This window comes from Brevibacillus sp. MS2.2, from assembly GCF_013284345.1.
In the GTDB taxonomy this organism is placed as follows: domain Bacteria; phylum Bacillota; class Bacilli; order Brevibacillales; family Brevibacillaceae; genus Brevibacillus; species Brevibacillus brevis_C.
Window position 1 is genome coordinate 1 of the sequence record NZ_JABSUZ010000066.1, and the last position, 15,886, is coordinate 15,886.

The 15,886-nt window shown below is 47.1% G+C and carries 18 protein-coding genes, 1 pseudogene and 1 riboswitch; of the genes and pseudogenes, 6 read left to right on the forward strand and 13 right to left on the reverse strand.

What is annotated here, in order from left to right:
- Positions 1-220: hypothetical protein (locus HP568_RS29580; RefSeq protein ID WP_217366842.1), on the forward strand; the 220-nt coding region annotated here is incomplete at its 5' end.
- Positions 221-286: 66 nt separating this feature from the next.
- Here the strand turns inward: HP568_RS29580 and HP568_RS29300 are convergent.
- The gene (locus HP568_RS29300) at positions 287-1,147 is read right to left on the reverse strand and encodes a hypothetical protein (RefSeq protein ID WP_173630929.1); all 861 of its coding nucleotides are present in this window, start codon (positions 1,145-1,147) and stop codon (positions 287-289) included.
- Between the two features lie 117 nt (positions 1,148-1,264).
- On the opposite strand from HP568_RS29300, the gene HP568_RS29305 reads away from it, so the two are divergent.
- Entirely contained in the window at positions 1,265-1,639 is a 375-nt protein-coding gene (locus HP568_RS29305) for a YgzB family protein (RefSeq protein ID WP_047073749.1), read from the forward strand.
- Positions 1,640-1,731: 92 nt separating this feature from the next.
- Here the strand turns inward: HP568_RS29305 and HP568_RS29310 are convergent, their stop codons facing one another.
- The 3 genes from HP568_RS29310 to nth form a co-directional block, all read right to left on the reverse strand.
- On the reverse strand, positions 1,732-3,465 hold the full coding sequence (locus HP568_RS29310) for a glycosyl hydrolase family 18 protein (RefSeq protein ID WP_048031454.1): 1,734 nt from the start codon (positions 3,463-3,465) through the stop codon (positions 1,732-1,734).
- A gap of 271 nt (positions 3,466-3,736) precedes the next feature.
- Positions 3,737-4,171, reverse strand: coding sequence for a peroxide-responsive transcriptional repressor PerR (perR, locus tag HP568_RS29315; protein WP_047073745.1), 435 nt, complete (start codon positions 4,169-4,171; stop codon positions 3,737-3,739).
- Between the two features lie 153 nt (positions 4,172-4,324).
- Entirely contained in the window at positions 4,325-5,008 is a 684-nt protein-coding gene (nth, locus tag HP568_RS29320; protein ID WP_012684795.1) for an endonuclease III, read from the reverse strand.
- 118 nt (positions 5,009-5,126) lie between these two features.
- On the opposite strand from nth, the gene HP568_RS29325 reads away from it, so the two are divergent.
- The gene (locus tag HP568_RS29325; RefSeq protein ID WP_173630930.1) at positions 5,127-6,038 is read left to right on the forward strand and encodes a complex I NDUFA9 subunit family protein; all 912 of its coding nucleotides are present in this window, start codon (positions 5,127-5,129) and stop codon (positions 6,036-6,038) included.
- A gap of 39 nt (positions 6,039-6,077) precedes the next feature.
- On the opposite strand, the gene HP568_RS29330 is transcribed toward HP568_RS29325, so the two are convergent.
- The 4 genes from HP568_RS29330 to bcp are packed head-to-tail and all read right to left on the reverse strand — an operon-like array spanning position 6,078 to position 8,983.
- Complete coding sequence (locus HP568_RS29330) at positions 6,078-6,626, reverse strand: cob(I)yrinic acid a,c-diamide adenosyltransferase (protein WP_007728750.1); 549 nt, start codon at positions 6,624-6,626, stop codon at positions 6,078-6,080.
- Between the two features lie 25 nt (positions 6,627-6,651).
- Positions 6,652-7,413 carry a class I SAM-dependent methyltransferase gene (locus HP568_RS29335; protein ID WP_173630931.1) on the reverse strand — a complete coding sequence of 254 codons (762 nt, stop codon included), beginning with the start codon at positions 7,411-7,413 and terminating at the stop codon, positions 6,652-6,654.
- 9 nt (positions 7,414-7,422) lie between these two features.
- Entirely contained in the window at positions 7,423-8,475 is a 1,053-nt protein-coding gene (locus tag HP568_RS29340) for a M42 family metallopeptidase (protein ID WP_048031451.1), read from the reverse strand.
- A 37-nt stretch (positions 8,476-8,512) separates the two neighbouring features.
- A complete protein-coding gene (bcp, locus tag HP568_RS29345) occupies positions 8,513-8,983 on the reverse strand; it encodes a thioredoxin-dependent thiol peroxidase (RefSeq protein ID WP_048031450.1) in 471 nt (156 codons plus the stop codon).
- A gap of 156 nt (positions 8,984-9,139) precedes the next feature.
- Between bcp and HP568_RS29350 the strand changes: the two genes are divergently transcribed.
- Positions 9,140-9,757, forward strand: coding sequence for a winged helix-turn-helix domain-containing protein (locus HP568_RS29350; RefSeq protein ID WP_048031449.1), 618 nt, complete (start codon positions 9,140-9,142; stop codon positions 9,755-9,757).
- Positions 9,758-9,820: 63 nt separating this feature from the next.
- Positions 9,821-10,459: an HAD family hydrolase gene (locus HP568_RS29355; RefSeq protein WP_048031448.1), complete on the forward strand. Its 639-nt coding sequence runs from the start codon at positions 9,821-9,823 to the stop codon at positions 10,457-10,459.
- A gap of 51 nt (positions 10,460-10,510) precedes the next feature.
- Here the strand turns inward: HP568_RS29355 and proS are convergent, their stop codons facing one another.
- Entirely contained in the window at positions 10,511-11,977 is a 1,467-nt protein-coding gene (proS, locus tag HP568_RS29360; protein ID WP_173630932.1) for a proline--tRNA ligase, read from the reverse strand.
- 313 nt (positions 11,978-12,290) lie between these two features.
- The gene (locus HP568_RS29365; protein WP_048031446.1) at positions 12,291-12,902 is read right to left on the reverse strand and encodes an ECF transporter S component; all 612 of its coding nucleotides are present in this window, start codon (positions 12,900-12,902) and stop codon (positions 12,291-12,293) included.
- A gap of 234 nt (positions 12,903-13,136) precedes the next feature.
- Positions 13,137-13,291, reverse strand: a riboswitch (FMN riboswitch).
- A gap of 224 nt (positions 13,292-13,515) precedes the next feature.
- Here HP568_RS29365 and HP568_RS29950 point away from each other — a divergent pair.
- A complete protein-coding gene (locus HP568_RS29950; protein WP_012684786.1) occupies positions 13,516-13,611 on the forward strand; it encodes a putative holin-like toxin in 96 nt (31 codons plus the stop codon).
- 182 nt (positions 13,612-13,793) lie between these two features.
- Here HP568_RS29950 and HP568_RS29370 read toward each other — a convergent pair whose 3' ends face one another.
- The 3 genes and pseudogenes from HP568_RS29370 to HP568_RS29380 all read right to left on the reverse strand — a co-directional run.
- Entirely contained in the window at positions 13,794-14,591 is a 798-nt protein-coding gene (locus tag HP568_RS29370) for an ABC transporter permease (protein ID WP_048031445.1), read from the reverse strand.
- Between the two features lie 8 nt (positions 14,592-14,599).
- The gene (locus HP568_RS29375) at positions 14,600-15,394 is read right to left on the reverse strand and encodes an ABC transporter permease (protein WP_048031444.1); all 795 of its coding nucleotides are present in this window, start codon (positions 15,392-15,394) and stop codon (positions 14,600-14,602) included.
- Positions 15,387-15,886 (reverse strand): annotated as a pseudogene (locus HP568_RS29380) (daunorubicin ABC transporter ATP-binding protein); the annotation flags it as partial. The gene HP568_RS29375 and the pseudogene HP568_RS29380, both read right to left, overlap by 8 nt.

The window sequence follows — 15,886 nt, forward strand, 5'->3', positions numbered from 1 at the left end:
TGTTCGTCCTGAGCCAGGATCAAACTCTCCAATAAAGTTAAAGTTTGTTACTGGTTCAAAGCTGGCAAATCATTTAATGATAGACTCATTAACGCTTTCGCTGTTCAGTTTTCAAAGAGCATTTTTGTTTCATCGCCCAGAGGCGACTTTCTTAATTTATCACATAACCACTCGTGAAATCAAGTGTTTTTTAAAACTTTTTTCGACCGCTCTGCGTTAGCGCAGCAGCGACGTTTGTTAATATAGCATGGATCACAAATAGAAGTCAACACTAATTGAAAAAATTTTATCCCATTAAAATAAAACCTGTTTCCCTCTCGGCATTTTCCCCTTCTTTGCATACGATCTCCTGGATCAACAAGCGCTGAAGCATCTTATCTATCACGAGAGGAACCTCAATCTCTGCCTCTTGAATCATCGGATGATTCATCAACTCTTCCAAACGCCAAGGCCCTGATTTCGTCTCCATGAGCTCAATAAGATATCGAACAGATTCCTTTGTCCTAGATGCGATCCAAAATTCAATTGCCAGCACAAGCAGTTCAATTCGCTTCTCCAATGCTTCTGCATTAAAAGACAGCTCCTCATACAACTTATATATAGAAGGATCTATCTGTTTGACTTGTGTCCATAAAGCTGGCTGAGGATGATCTCCCGCTTCATATACGATGAGACGAGCCAAATAGTGAATCGTTTGAATGGCAGAGTGATGCGCATCCAGCATCATACCTTGCTGCAAAAACTCTTTTGTCTCGTGAAAAAAACGAAGGATTTGGGAATACTCCTTACAGATATGTTTTTTCTGGAGAGAAGATGACAAACTAGCCAGGCGCAGCTTCATTTGTTTCATATAATGCTCTTTGTCCCAAACGATTTCTGCCCTTCGAAGCATCTCGGCAAGTCGTTCGTCCAAACCGCAGATAGCTCCCTTCTCCAGCTGCCACGTGCTGATTTGCTGCTCGATGATCACTTGTTCCTGAAATAGCATGCGACGGATTTTTCCATCAGCTTGGGGCTCATTTACTACGACGAAATAAAAGATTCCCTCGCGAAAGGGGACTAGCATATCCGAATCATTTAAAACAAGCACCGCTTGCACATCCAAACGCTGCTGGAGATTTTTCAGATACGTTTGCCTTAAAGTCATGCCTTGTTCCTCCCTGCCCCCTGGGTTGAACTTATGGATTCTACAAGTCTTGTCCGTTTCCTGCTTGTCAACAGACAAATCCTTTGTATGCTATACTATAGGGTAGGAGGAATGATCATGAAAAATACAGAACGCCTGAGCAAGATCAAACGCATGCGCACATGGGGCAACTGGAGCATGGTAATCGGCATTTTGCTGATGTATACAGGGTACGCATTTTTTGCAGGTTATTTGGACTTTATTCCTTTACTTGGAAGCCTCTTGAAAGGCTCTTACATTTTTATGACGCTGCTTTTGATCATCGGGTTCATTCTGACAATGGGCAGTACAGTCTTGTTTATGATTTCCGGGATGGTCTCCACGTCAGCTCCACAGGTGCAATGCCCTTCATGCCAAAAAGTCACGAAGATGTTGGGTAAAGAAGACGCCTGTATGTTTTGTGGACAACCTTTACGCCTAGAAGATGGACATCCTCAGCAAAACCAGACATAATATGATTCCTTTTCATCTATATGCAAAAAGCCACCTGCTAATTCCCGAGTATTCGGGGTGCAGGTGGCTTTCTTTCGTAAAAGCTGTGTCTTTTATTTCAAAGTCTCGTCAATTGCTTGCCAAATCTCCGGCACCTCAAAACCACGGCGCCAAGAAGCTGCACCCGCTAAGTCGTACTTATTGACGATTTCCATACGCTTTTTCATAGAAGTTACATCTTCTATCCACATTTTATAGACGTTGCCATCCTTCGGGTCTTTATACTCCACGTAATGTTGACCTGAAGCTTCATCCATAACCGGCGTCAGTTTGCGCTCGTTGATCCAGTCCTGTGCTTTCGTCATGGAATAAGCTTTGGAGCTAACCTTCACAGTGCCATCAGCCTGCTTGGCTTCTGTCCACAAGCGTGTGTAAAAAGGTACACCCAACAGCAGTTTTTCGTTAGGGACTTCTTCCAAAACTCCTTGCAAGCCTCGCTCCACCCATGGCAACGATGCGACAGATCCCGCTTTTGGACTCGCAGCCCAATGCTCGTCATACGTCATCACCGCAACATAATCGACGACCTCGGCCAAAGCTTTTCGATCCAGGAACATGGACCATTGCTTCGCGTTTGATTTGATCGTCACATCTATGGAAACGGTCAGTCCTTGCTGATGGAGATACGGCGTCAGCTCCCGTACAAACTGAACGAGTTCCTCTTTCTCTTCTAAATACACGTTCTCAAAATCGATGTTGATGCCATCGAGATCGTATAGATGAGCGTAGTACAAGAGTTGGGCAATTAACTTATCTCGCTTGTCATAGCTGCTGAGAACAGACTTGGTCCAGTCAGGATTAAAGCCGTTTGTAACGAGCCCCCAAACCTTGTAGCCCCTTTTATGGGCCCATTTGACGTACGCAGGATCGGCCCTGTTCAACAGATTTCCTTCTGCATCCTTCATTTCAAACCAAGTAGGTGAAACGACATTTACTCCTGGCAATGCACCAATTTTTGAAACATCCGGATTTTTACTGACGACGTGCTCCCATACGAGGTTGATCTTTCCCTCGGGCTTCCAAGCAGCGTGTTGTTGTCCGGTAGCAGTCGTGTGCTCTAGCTGGACTTTGCGCACATCTGTCATTTCAATACTTTTCTCTGAAATGAATCCGCCTACTCCCGAAGCCGTCAAAACGCGATACCAGTTTTCTTTTTTGCCAAGAACGTCAACAACCTCTCCTGACGTCAGCTCTGCTACGATCGGGGTTCGGTGAGAAGAACCGGTACGGACTGCTTGTTTTTCCTCGGCAGCGATTACTTTTGCTTGCTGGATTTCGTAGCCCTCTTTTTCGACGACGAGGACACCCGTGTCTGCTTTTCGCTCAAACGAATAAGGATACAGCTTTTCCAATGGATCCAATGGGACATAGCGTGTGCCGTCCACCTCTTTTACCGGAACGAGTAAATCCACAGGTTTTTTGTTCAGATAGGCGACAACTTCTCCGCTCTCCATCCGAAGCACCTTATCCTTCGTCGTAACGATAACGGAACGTGTAGGCTCATCCCAAAAAATCGCAGGATCAATGTTCTCTTTAATGAAATCAAAGGGCAACAATATTTGCTCTGATTCCAACACATACGTGGACTCTTTTCGCGAGCCTTCGTATACAATCACATTTTTCTCACCATTATACGGCTGCACATGCTCAGTTGAGGCACGGAGCACAAAAAACCAGTAAATGCTGCCGAAGATGGCCAACAAGAGAAAGCTTAACAAAAACAGCGTGCGAAAAGCCCGTCGTTTCCTTCTTCTTGGTCGCTGAACTCTACCCGACTCCCTGCTCATAATCTCCACCTGCTTCCCGGTCCATAAGCCTGTCTTCTGACTTGGGCTGTATGATTTGACTCATTATTTCGATCATAGCGTTGGTTCAATCCATTCACAACCTTTTGTATTCTGGTAATTCACGGACAAGCTCTACCAAGAAAAAGACGTACGAGAAGCCAAAAGGTTACAGATATCGACAAAAAGGGTTATGTCCCCCAAAAGCAAACACCCCCTGCATCACCGGGATTATCCGATTCAAGCAGGAGGTGCTCATCCATCAAATACATTCTTAGTGGGGATTCTTTTGACAGGAATCACAAACGCCATAAACTTCCATACGATGTCCAGTTACTTTGAAGCCGATGTCTTTGGAAGCAGCTACTTCTGCATCCCGCAAATACGGAAAGTGGAAGTCCCTGATCGCACCACAGGAGGAACAGATCGCGTGATAATGATCTTCTTCCACATTGGCATCGAATCGGCTGGACGCATCCCCGTAAGTGAGCTCTGTAACCAATCCAGCATCTTTAAAGACTCGTAGATTGTTATAAATCGTTGCAACGCTCATATTCGGGAATTTGCCTTCAAGGGCTTTATATATTTCGTCAGCCGTCGGGTGGGTCATCGTTTCCAGCAAATAGGTCAAAATTGCATGGCGCTGAGGTGTCATGCGAACCCCTGTATTCTTCAGGATTTCAACAGCTTTCTCCACACGTTGTACCATCTTGTTACACCCCACAGTCTTTCGCAAGACAAAAGAACAAACTTCTCTAATGTCATTGATTAGAATTACTATAAATAAGTGTACGTCTAGTCGGCGAAAACTGTCAATATCCATTCATTCGATTTGAACAGAAAGAAGTGGAAAATCAAGTTTTTACTTTGCTTTTGCGGGCTTTTTGGTTGCAGGTTTTTTGGCTTTTTTGGCTTCCGCCTGTGCAAACTTACACATGGATTGAAGTGTACAGCTGCCGCACTGTGGATTGCGCGACGAGCATACACGTCTGCCGTGCCAGATTAGCCAATGATGCGCATCCGTCCACTTCTCTTTTGGAATACGCTTCATGAGCTGACGCTCCACTTCATCCACATTGTCGCTATTCGCAAGGCCTAACCGGTTTCCTACGCGGAATACATGCGTATCCACCGCGATCGCAGGAATCCCGAATGCATTGGACAAAACGACATTTGCAGTCTTTCTCCCTACTCCCGGCAATGCTTCGAGCTCGGCATGCGTTTGTGGTACTTCGCTATTGTATTTTTCGTACAAGATTCTACAGGTCTCTAAAATGTTTTTACTCTTATTCTTATACAACCCGAGCCCTTTTATATGCTCTTCCATTTCTTCCTGTGTCAAATGAAGGTAATGCTCCGGCTGGTTTAGCTGCTGGAACATGGGTGCCGTAATCTCATTCACCCGTTTATCTGTACATTGGGCAGAAAGAATGGTCGCAATGAGAAGTTCAAACGGGGTTGTATAATTCAATTCACAGTGCGCATCCGGATAAAGCTGTTGCAAATTATCCAAGATGTCGGCAACAGGTACTTTGCGTTGTGCCATAAATATATCCCCCTTTTCCCTACATTATACCGCCTTGGTCAACATAGCGATCGATAGCACCGCAGGCTGAACCTGTTGTACAATGGGTCTGGAAGTATTTAACGGGAGGAGGTTTTCCATGAAAGTATTCCTGACTGGTGCCACTGGGTTTGTTGGACGGGGTATTCTCGAGCGCTTGCAGGCAGAAGGATATGAAACAGTTTGCCTCACCAGATCTGGTTCAACAGGTAAGCTTCCCTACAACGAAACCACCCATGCACGTATAACAGAAGCAACTGGCGATCTATTTGATAAAGTATCATTGATGAGAGCGATGCAAGGCTGCGATGCTATTATCCACCTCGTCGGAATTATTCGCGAACAACCAGGGAAAGGCATTCTCTTTTCTCGTATCCATGTAGAGGGTACACAAAATGTACTGGAGGCTGCCAAGCAAGCTGGAATCAAGCGCTTTGTCCATATGAGTGCTCTGGGCGCACGCAAAAACGCCACGAGCGCCTATCATCGAACCAAATACGAAGCGGAGCAGCTTGTTCAAGCAAGCGGTATTCCGTACGTCATTTTCCGTCCATCTGTCATTTTTGGTCCCGGGGATGAATTCGTGAATATGCTCGCCGATCTGGTCCGATTACCTGTCACACCAGTCATTGGCGATGGCTCCTACCCTTTGCAACCAGTTGCTCGCAAGACGGTGGCCGATGTATTCGTCCAAGCCTTGAGCAGACCCGAAGCAACCAATCAAACTTACGAAACAGGTGGACCCGAACCACTTTCCTACGGACAAATCCTAGATACAATTGGCGAGGCTCTCGGAAAGCGGAAGGTCACCAAAATTCACATTCCCCTTGCTTTCATGAAGCCTGTGGTAAATATGATGGAGCGATTCCCATTTTTCCCGATTACCAACACGCAGCTCACTATGCTGCTAGAAGGAAACGCATGTAAGGACGGAAAGCTTCTCTACGATACTTTTCACACCGAAAAAATCGACTTTCTCCCGGGAATCACCACTTACCTCCGTACAAAATAAAAGGTTGAAGCCCCCTGCTTGATCCCAGGGGGCTTTTGCCTATTCGTGCAACGTTTTCTCCACTGCACTTGTCTCTTTATTAATATGACGAGCCACAACGAACAGATAATCAGACAATCTGTTAAGGTACTTAACCACGGACGGGTTTACCTGCTCCTGCTGTGCCACATGGACTGCTTTGCGCTCTGCACGTCTGACGACCGTACGCGAAACATGGAAGGCAGCCGCAGCCGGATGTCCGCCAGGCAAAATAAAATTGGTGAGCGGAGGCAGCTTTGCATCTAGCATGTCAATTTGCTCTTCCAGAAAAGTAACGTCCTCTTCTGCAATGGGCCAACCTACCTTTTTGCCTTCTGGCGTCGCCAGCTCAGCCCCTACATGGAACAGCTTTGTCTGAATGACATGGAAGACATCCTGCAATTCCTTCCATTCTTCTGTCGCAGGCAACAGAGCCAATGCCAATCCTATCTGTGAGTTGGCTTCATCGCACGTACCGTATGCCTCTACGCGGTCCGCAAACTTAGGCACGCGGACACCTGCAACCAGTGACGTCTCACCTTTATCCCCTGACTTTGTATAAATCTTCATTCCATATCCCCTCCACAGGTTCCGTTTACAAAGCTTCTGCGACCAGAATCAATTCTGAGCTATTTGCATCAAAAGGTGTCTTTGCAAAAGAACCGTATCGTTGTGTGACCTTCAAGCCGTTTAAGCGAAGCAGATGATGGAGCTCCGCGGGGAAAATATAGCGGAGAGTAAATCGGCCTTTCACCCGTTCCGTCACAACGCCCTGTGCATTCGTACGCTCGTAAATGCGTGTCACTTCGGACAGTTGCTGAAAATGGTCATAACGGGTGTAATCCCACATGGCAACCTCTTCCCCCGACGGCAGTGGATAGGTGCCACGCAAGGACATTTTTTCATTTTCCTCGTAAAAATGATGAATCTTGGGCACAAACACGTTCATGATGAACTTCCCGCCTGGAGCCATATGCTTGCGAATGCACGTCAATGCCTTCATTTGCTCTTGAACATGCAACAGATGCAAAAACGACCGAAAAGGAATCATAATCAGCGAAAATGACTCTTGCAGGTCAAAGGCGCGCATATCTCCCTGCAATAGCTTCAAGCCGGATGTTACACCTTGTTCCTCTGCCTTTACCTGAGCCCTTGCCAGCATATCTTGGGATAGGTCAATTCCGGTAACGTCGATGCCAGCCTGCGCCATCGGAATGCTGATTCTTCCGGTGCCGCAAGCGAGATCCAGCACTTTTCCCCCTGCCAGCTTCGCTTGTTCCAGATAGAACTCAACATCACCCGCAACACCGCGTTGAGTAAGGTCATAGTAATCAGCCCATTGATACATATTGCTCATCTGGTCCTCCTATGCTTGCATTTCATCTGATTGAAGGTAGGCCATAACGAGCTTTGCCGTGTTATCGAGCGCTTCTTTATGTGTACGTTCATGGGAGTGGGATGCATCTACTCCCGGTCCGATCAAACCATGGACAACGTCATATCCGGCCCTCAGTGCAGCGCTTGCGTCAGAACCATAGTAGGGATAAATGTCTACTTGGTAGTTCAGACCGTTCGCTTGTGCGAGCTTGGTCAGATGGCTGCGCAATCCGTAGTGGTAAGGTCCTGTGGAATCCTTCGCACAAATGGACACGCAATACTCATCTGTCGTCTGTCCGTCCCCAATCGCGCCCATGTCGACAGCCAGATACTCCACCACGTTGTCAGGAATGCTGGAGTTGCCACCGTAGCCGATTTCTTCATTATTGCTGATAAAAAAGTGCGTGGTGTAAGGCAGCTTCACACCTGATTCACTCAGTTCTTTCAGAACTCCTAGCAGCACAGCTACGCTCGCTTTGTCGTCAATATGACGAGATTTGATAAAGCCGCTATCTGTAACCGTCACGCGCGGATCAAAGGAGACAAAATCTCCGACGGAAATCCCAAGCGCAAGGACTTCCTCTTTGCTGGTGACCTTTTCATCCAGTCGAACTTCCATGTTCGCCTCATTGCGCTCAGCTTTCCCTGCTTCGGAGCTGTAAACATGCACGGAAGCTTTAGTGGACAAAATGGTACCGGTTACAAGACGACCGCTGCTTGTCTCTACAACGCAGTGCTCCCCTTCAATCGCATTGAATGCAAAGCCGCCGATCAAGGTCAGCTTCAAGCGTCCGTTGCTCTTTATTTCTTTTACCATCGCGCCCAGCGTATCGACATGAGCGGTCAAGAGTCTTGCCTTTTCATTACTGGCCCCCGCTACTGTTGCAACGATTGCCCCTTTGTTTGTCCGTTTATAAGAAACGCCAAGCTTTTCTAACTCTTGTGCAACCCAGGCCATTACTTTTTCCGTATTGCCAGATGGACTTGGGATGTTCGCCAATTGGCAAAAGCTTTGTACAACATATTCCGTAGATACACTCATCTGTATGTTCCTCCATTCACTCATTGCGAAACAAACGTTAGGATTGAAGCTCTTCCTTAATAAATTGAAGCACTTCCTGCACATGCCCTTTTACCTTTACTTTTGGCCATACTTTTGCAATGTTGCCTTCTTTGTCGATGACGAACGTCGTGCGTTCTATGCCCATGTACTCTCTTCCGTACATTTTTTTCAACACCCACACACCATAAGCCTCTGCCACTTGGTGATCCGGGTCTGCCAGAAGTGGAAAAGGCAATTCGTGCTTCGCGATAAACTTGTCATGCGATTTCACAGAGTCTGGACTGATTCCAAGAACAACTGTATTCAGCTCAGCAAAGCCCGAATGGAAGTCACGGAAATCACATGCTTCTGTGGTACATGTCGGTGTTTGGTCCTTCGGATAAAAATATAGCACTACATTTTGACCATGAAATTGGGAAAGTGAGAGGGTCTGATTGTCGCTCGCCTGCAAAGTAAATGCAGGTGCAGCTTGTCCTACTGCCGTCAAACTTTTCCCTCCTCTCGATAATATCCTGTTTTTGCTGGTCCCATTTTACCACAATCTAGTAGTCACTTCATCCGCATACAAGTTGCGCTTTGATTCAGAAAAGGATAGAATTAAAAAAAATAAAATTTGGCCTAGTCAGTTGGATGGTGAATTCGCATGAAAGAGTTTTTTGAAGTAACAGATCCAGAAGCGCTAAAATCGCTTGCTATAGCGGAACGGGTTAAAATTTTGGAACTCTTTGAAGATTTGGAGCCCAGAACGGCCAAACAAATCGCTACAGAACTAGGCGAAAATGCAGCACGGCTACATTACCATGTGAAGGAGCTCGTGCGTGTTGGGCTGCTCGAGCAAGTGGATACCCGGGTAAAAGGCTCTATTGTGGAGAAATATTATGAGCCTGTTGCCAAGGTTATTCAGGTCAAGCTCCAATTGATGATTGAAGAAAACGCTCAACAATTAAGTGATGTCATGTTTACTCCGTTTCGTACTACGGAAAAGGACCTCATGCGAACTCTCAATCGCTTCGTCGCAAGCGACCAAGATGTTAGGAAAGAGTATCAGAATACGTTCGCTTATAATTTGACTGAATTTTATTTGAGTCAAGATGAACGTAATCAATTTGTGGAAGACATCTCTGAGCTGTTGCAAAAGTACAAAGGGTTCAAAAAGGAATCTGGCCGTCGAAAATTCAAGTTTTTCGACACCCTGTTCCCATTGACTCCAGCTGACCCAACAGATGATGCAGATGATCCTTTTGATGATTCGGATGAGTAAGTCACCTAGAAAACCATCAGATACGATGGTTTTCTTTCATTTTCTAATCAAAGGAGGACTCCAATGCGGACGATCTTGTTTGATTTCGACGGCACAGTTGCCGATACCCTCCCCTTGATCTTCACCGCTTTTCGCTCTACCTTTCAGCAGTTTTTACAAGAGCATTATACCGACGAGCAGATTGTAGCTCTCTTTGGCCCCACAGAGACAGGCATTTTGCAAAACAAGCTTCCCTCACATGCCCATGACAACGCCCTCGCTCATTTTTATCGTGTATACACAGACGAACACTCCCGCGTACAAAACCCGGAAAATATCCGAAGCATGCTCGATGAACTTCACGCAGCAGGTATCCAAATGGGAATTGTAACAGGAAAAGGACGCAAAAGCGCTGACATTTCCCTTCGAGAATGGGGATTAGATTCGTATTTTTCCGTCGTGATCACAGGGGATGAGGTTACACAACCAAAGCCTCATCCAGAAGGTATTTTGACCGCTATGAAACAGCTAGGCGCTACGCCTGCGGAAACCATTTTCGTAGGTGACAGTGATGCTGACGTGTTGGCTGGTCGAGCCGCTGGTTTGCGAACAGTCGGTGTGGATTGGCTTTTGGTTACACAAAAGTCGGGAAAATTCGATCCCGAGCCTGACTACCACTTTACGGATGTGCAAGCTTTTACCGATTGGATACTCGGACGCTAGATGAAAAAAGGGTGTGCCCTGCCGCCGAAGCGTGGACACACCCTTTTTTGATTAATAAGCCCGACCGAACCAGACGCTATGCTGTGACTCTTTGCCGCAGCAAATGCAGGCTTTCTTTTTTACAGGAGGCTCAAAAGGGATGTTGCGAGAGGTGAACTTAGTTTCCTCTTTGATCTTCGATTCACAAGCATCATCCCCACACCAGCCAGCTAACACCCATCCACTCGTTTTATTGTCGCTCTCGTTTTTGGCAATATGAGCGGATAGCTGCTCCAGTGTATCAATCCCTAAATGTGAGTTTTCATCACGGAAGGCTAGTGCTTTTTGGAACATATTTTGCTGAATCTCTTCCAACAGTTGAACAACTGTCTGCGCGATACCTTCAAGTGAAACCGTCACCTTCTCCCCTGTATCACGACGAGCCAGAATTACTTGACCATTTTCCACGTCACGCGGTCCGAGCTCCAGACGCAGAGGAACCCCACGCATTTCCCACTCATTGAACTTCCAGCCTGGTGTTTCTTCCCGAAGATCAGCACGGACACGCACTCCTGCGGCCTTGATCTCGTCAAAGAGAGGATCAAACGCCTCCATTACTTTCTCTCGCAGCTTCATCGTACCGACTGGAATCATGATAACCTGTGTCGGAGCCATGCGAGGAGGCAACACTAGACCGCGGTCATCGCCATGCACCATGATCATTGAACCAATCAGTCGCGTAGAGGTTCCCCATGATGTGGTGTGAACGTACTTGAACTGATTGTCACGATCCAAAAACTTGATTTCAAAGCCGCGCGCGAATTTATCGCCCAAATAGTGCGAGGTGCCCGCTTGCACTGCTTTGCCATCCTTCATCATCGCTTCAATGGAATACGTGTCAACAGCACCAGCAAAGCGTTCACTCGGTGTTTTTTGTCCCTTCCAAACCGGAATAGCCAGCTCTTGCTCGACGACCTCTCGGTAAATCTCCAGCATTTGCATCGTTTCCTGACGAGCTTCCTCCTCTGTCGCATGTGCCGTGTGGCCTTCCTGCCAGAGAAATTCTGATGTCCGCAAGAACGGCATCGTCCGCTTTTCCCAACGAAAAACGTTTGCCCATTGGTTGATTAATACAGGCAGGTCACGGTAGCTTTGAATCCATTGGCTGTACATATGTCCGATGATCGTCTCGGAGGTTGGACGTAGCGCGAGCTTTTCCTCTAGCGGCTCGCCCCCAGCCTCTGTTACCCAAGGCAGCTCCGGATTGAAGCCCTCGATATGCTCTTTTTCTTTTTGAAAGAAGGACTCGGGGATCAGCATCGGGAAATAGGCATTGCGATGCCCTGTCTCCTTGAAGCGCTTATTCATCGCCTCTTGAATTCGCTCCCATAGTTCAAAGCCATCCGGCTTAAACACGATGCAGCCGCGTACCGGTGTGTAGTCCATCAAATCCGCCTTTTTAATGGCATCGATGTACCAACGAGAAAAATCCTCCGATTGCGGTGTAATTTCTTTTACAAACGCTTTGTCCTCTTTCATCCGTCTACGCTCCTTTTTGTTCTTACGTAAAATGCAAAAAATCCCCCATCCCAAAAAGGGACGGAGGATTAACTTCCGCGGTACCACCCTGATTGACTACAGCATACGCCATAGTCCTCTCGATAACCCGATAACGGTGGGCGTCCGGCTTAGCTCTTCACCAGCGGCTTCAGGATGGGGTGCAGGTATCCTTTACGTATCAGCCTTCCAGACCAGGGCCGACTCTCTGTCACGTGGGAATAGCTGCGGGTCCTTTCATAGCCTTTTGTGACTATCTATTAACTAAACATATTAGCGAGTCACATCGTGCTTGTCAATTGTTGGTACGCGCAGCGATTCTGGAGCCGAGCTTCACGTAGATCGGATACGCAACCACTGAAATCATAACACCTTTGAAGAGATTGAACGGGACGATTCCGTACAGAACCAATGACCAGATACTTGTCGCATTGAACATGGTCAAGAGCTGTTCAAGCGGCATTTGATAAAGCACAGCGTACGCAGGCAACAGCACATAAGCATTGGCCACAGCCATGACAATCGTCATCAAAATCGTACCCAGAGCAAGACCAGTCAGGAAGCCTTTTTTACCTTGACCGAGACGCTGCATGTAGACAGCCGCAAAAATAAAGCTTGATCCTGCTACAACGTTTGCGAGCTCACCGATCAAAAGACCGTCTGTATTTTTAAAGAGCATGTGCAGTGTATTTTTCAGTACCTCGATAATAACGCCAGCTACTGGTCCGTACATGAGTCCCCCGATCAATGCGGGGAGTGTACTGAAGTCGAGCTTTAAAAAGCTTGGCATGAGCGGTACGGGAACCTCGAGATACTGCAAAATGAATGCAACGGCCGCCAGCATGGGAATCGTCACCAGCTTTTGGGTTGCACGTGTGCGCGAAGAATGCAGCGCTGTTTCTTTCATGTTTACCATCTCCTCATTTTTCTACTCCTTCTTGAGGAATGGCAACAGTCGTTGTAAGCTCACACGTCTTGTTACACAAACAGAATAAACCCTGTGGCTATAAGTTCCACAGGGCATTTGCAAGCGTATGACAAAACCGTGCGCAAATAAAAGGTACAAGAAACAAGAGGGCTGGCCTCTACCTTCTCATCCCGTTTGCACAGGCAAACAAGCACGTGTGATAAACGTACTGTCGTCATCCTTCTCCCATCCAGACTGTACTGTCGGCTCTGGAATCACACCAGATCCTGCACTCCGTCGCTACTTACAGCTCGGGAGGCTCGCGGGCTTAACATGCACAAAGCATGATCACCGCCGGTCGGGAATTTCACCCTGCCCCGAAGGAATGTGTAGTTGTATACAGCATATTATACTGTTGTTTTTTGATTTGACAATAGAGGAACTGCCAAAGCGACACTTTTTGTTTATTTTTCCGATGAGTTTAGTGTGAATAACGAATAAAAAAAGACACTTACTAAATAGAGAGCATTCCATGCTATCATTCGCTTGTACAATAGAATCGGCTCCTCAAGGGTGGTCGCGGCTCATCCCCATTTGAAAGGGGGTGAGGCCTGTGGTAACGAATGAAACACTCGGACTGCTTTTCCAGTTTGGGTTGTTCCTGGTCGCTTTAATCGGCTTGGTTGTTACCTTGACCAAAAAGAAATAGACCGCCCTTGAGTTGACAGCTCTGCGGTCTATTTCACAACATAGTATTGAGCCGCACCCCTTTGGGGGGAAGCGCCTATTGTACCGACCGTTCCGGTTGCCGCCGGGACGGTCTTTTTTTACCTTATGCTTTTCGATCTCGTTACATCCAATATTACCACAACGACTTCAGATTATAAATCATCAAGAACCCGCTCCCCGATACTTCGTGACACCCCAGTTCCAAACGAGAAGCCCAATCCCAAAGAAAATAACAGCCACTACTGGCGTCATTGCCGCATATGTGTACCAGACTTCCTTGCGCAAAAAGTATGCCGCCGGATAAACACCTACGAAGGCAAACGGCAGCACGTAGGTGAGCACAAAGCGAATAGCCTTATTGTACACGTCTACCGGATAGCGCCCATATTGCTGGATGTTGTAAATCATCGGGGCAATCCCTGTCCGCGAGTCGGAAAAGAAGCTAACCGCAGCAATCGCGGTATACACGCCACCGTAAATCAGTGCCCCGCTGATCGAGAGCCCGATAAAGATGAACACGTCGTACCAGTAAAACGACAAATCGAGTTGAATGGCAGCATACCCCATAATGATGATCCCGGTTATGACTCCAAAAATGCGGTCTGGCGCAATCGATTCGAGACACACCTGCGCCAGATTGTGAATCGGCCTCGTCAGTATGCGATCCATCTCACCTCGGATAATATACCGTTCGTTGAAGTCCCAAAAACCGAAGAACATCGAGAACAACGCGTATGGAACCAAAAAGAAACCATAGATAAAGATAATCTCGTCACGCGTCCAATCCCCCATCAGCGGAACATGCGTGAACACGACAATAATAAAGATGAGATTGATCAGCTCAGAAACCAGATTGGACACAAAATCCCCGAGAAAATCCGTTCGATAGGCAAGTCTCGTCTTGAAGTACTGGCTCAGGTAGTCGGCAAAAATACTAAAAATATGTTTCATGTTTTGCATGCTCTACTCTACCCTCCTTGCACAACCAGCTTGTTGCGGGCAAGACGCCACATCACCAAGATGGGAACCAGTATGACAAACATCCAGATGACCTGAAAACCGATCAATTCCCAGGAACGTTCCGTTGTAATCGCACCTGTGAAGATCAGGCTCGGATAGTAGTTGACCGCCTGAAATGGAAGATACCCCATTGCCGTTTGCGCCCAGCCCGGGAAAAAGCTGATCGGCAGCACGAGACCAGACAACAGATCCACCACGACTCGCTTGGCTCGCATCATGCCATCGTTTCGGAACAAGAAGAAAGTCAGCAAGCCGGTTACCAGATTAATTTGTGTATTGATCAAAAACGCACACATCAAGCTGATCAAATACAGCCCCCATCCAGTCGCTGTCGCCGGGAAGCTGAACGGAATGATTAGGCTGATAAGGAATATCCCTGGACCCGCAAAAAAGAGAAAGCGAAAGATCCCTTCCCCAAACGCCTGCGCCGTTTTCACGGACAAGTAATTATAAGGGCGTATCATTTCGATCGCGACCTTGCCTTCTCGGACGTCTTGGGCTATTTCTGTATCGATGTTGTTAAAATAAAACGCCCGCGACATCCAAGCAATCGCAACGTAGGAAGTCATTTGTTCCACCGTAAGCCCGCCCAACTGCTGCTGGCCTCCGTAGATCGCTCCCCATAAAAAGTAGTACGCACCGATGTTAATCGCGTAAATAATGATCCCGCTGTAATAGTTCACACGATAGGCAAGCATCGTCAAAAACCTCATGCGGATGAGTTCCATATAAAGCTTACGCATGGCTGGCTACCTCTTGGTCTGAGGAATAAATGTTGCGAACGATATCCTCTGTGCTCGTCTCCTCGATTTTCACGTCACTGACTTCAAAGGATGACATGACTGTCGACAAAACAAAGGGCAGCATTTCCTGACTGCGCGCTACCTTTACACTGAGGGTAAAATCGTTGATTTGCTCGATCTCACAAGGCATCTCTCCCAATGCTTGACGGAGTGCGGCTGCTGAAGTGCGCTTTTTCATTTGGAAGGACACCTCTGTGCCATTGCCCCATTTTTCCTTGAGATCATTCAGCAAGCCATCGAAGATCAGCTTCCCTTTGTCCATGACAAGCACGCGTTTACAGAGGGCTTCGATGTCTGACACATCGTGAGTCGTCAACAAGATTGTCATATTTTCCGTCTCGTTCAGATTGCGGAGAAACTCACGGATTTTTTGCTTAACGAGCACATCGAGTCCAACTGTCGGTTCATCGAGAAACAGCAGGCGCGGCTTAT

Excerpts from the sequence above, each read along its gene's own strand:
- HP568_RS29340 (WP_048031451.1), bottom strand. The coding sequence starts at position 8,475 with ATGAGTGTATCTACGGAATATGTTGTACAAAGCTTTTGCCAATTGGCG.
- nth (WP_012684795.1), bottom strand. The coding sequence starts at position 5,008 with ATGGCACAACGCAAAGTACCTGTTGCCGACATCTTGGATAATTTGCAA.
- perR (WP_047073745.1), bottom strand. The coding sequence starts at position 4,171 with ATGGTACAACGTGTGGAGAAAGCTGTTGAAATCCTGAAGAATACAGGG.
- HP568_RS29370 (WP_048031445.1), bottom strand. The coding sequence starts at position 14,591 with ATGCAAAACATGAAACATATTTTTAGTATTTTTGCCGACTACCTGAGC.
- HP568_RS29350 (WP_048031449.1), top strand. The coding sequence starts at position 9,140 with ATGAAAGAGTTTTTTGAAGTAACAGATCCAGAAGCGCTAAAATCGCTT.
- HP568_RS29355 (WP_048031448.1), top strand. The coding sequence starts at position 9,821 with ATGCGGACGATCTTGTTTGATTTCGACGGCACAGTTGCCGATACCCTC.
- HP568_RS29375 (WP_048031444.1), bottom strand. The coding sequence starts at position 15,394 with ATGCGTAAGCTTTATATGGAACTCATCCGCATGAGGTTTTTGACGATG.
- HP568_RS29310 (WP_048031454.1), bottom strand. The coding sequence starts at position 3,465 with ATGAGCAGGGAGTCGGGTAGAGTTCAGCGACCAAGAAGAAGGAAACGA.
- HP568_RS29330 (WP_007728750.1), bottom strand. The coding sequence starts at position 6,626 with ATGAAGATTTATACAAAGTCAGGGGATAAAGGTGAGACGTCACTGGTT.
- HP568_RS29365 (WP_048031446.1), bottom strand. The coding sequence starts at position 12,902 with ATGAAAGAAACAGCGCTGCATTCTTCGCGCACACGTGCAACCCAAAAG.
- proS (WP_173630932.1), bottom strand. The coding sequence starts at position 11,977 with ATGAAAGAGGACAAAGCGTTTGTAAAAGAAATTACACCGCAATCGGAG.
- HP568_RS29305 (WP_047073749.1), top strand. The coding sequence starts at position 1,265 with ATGAAAAATACAGAACGCCTGAGCAAGATCAAACGCATGCGCACATGG.
- HP568_RS29300 (WP_173630929.1), bottom strand. The coding sequence starts at position 1,147 with ATGACTTTAAGGCAAACGTATCTGAAAAATCTCCAGCAGCGTTTGGAT.
- HP568_RS29335 (WP_173630931.1), bottom strand. The coding sequence starts at position 7,413 with ATGAGCAATATGTATCAATGGGCTGATTACTATGACCTTACTCAACGC.
- HP568_RS29325 (WP_173630930.1), top strand. The coding sequence starts at position 5,127 with ATGAAAGTATTCCTGACTGGTGCCACTGGGTTTGTTGGACGGGGTATT.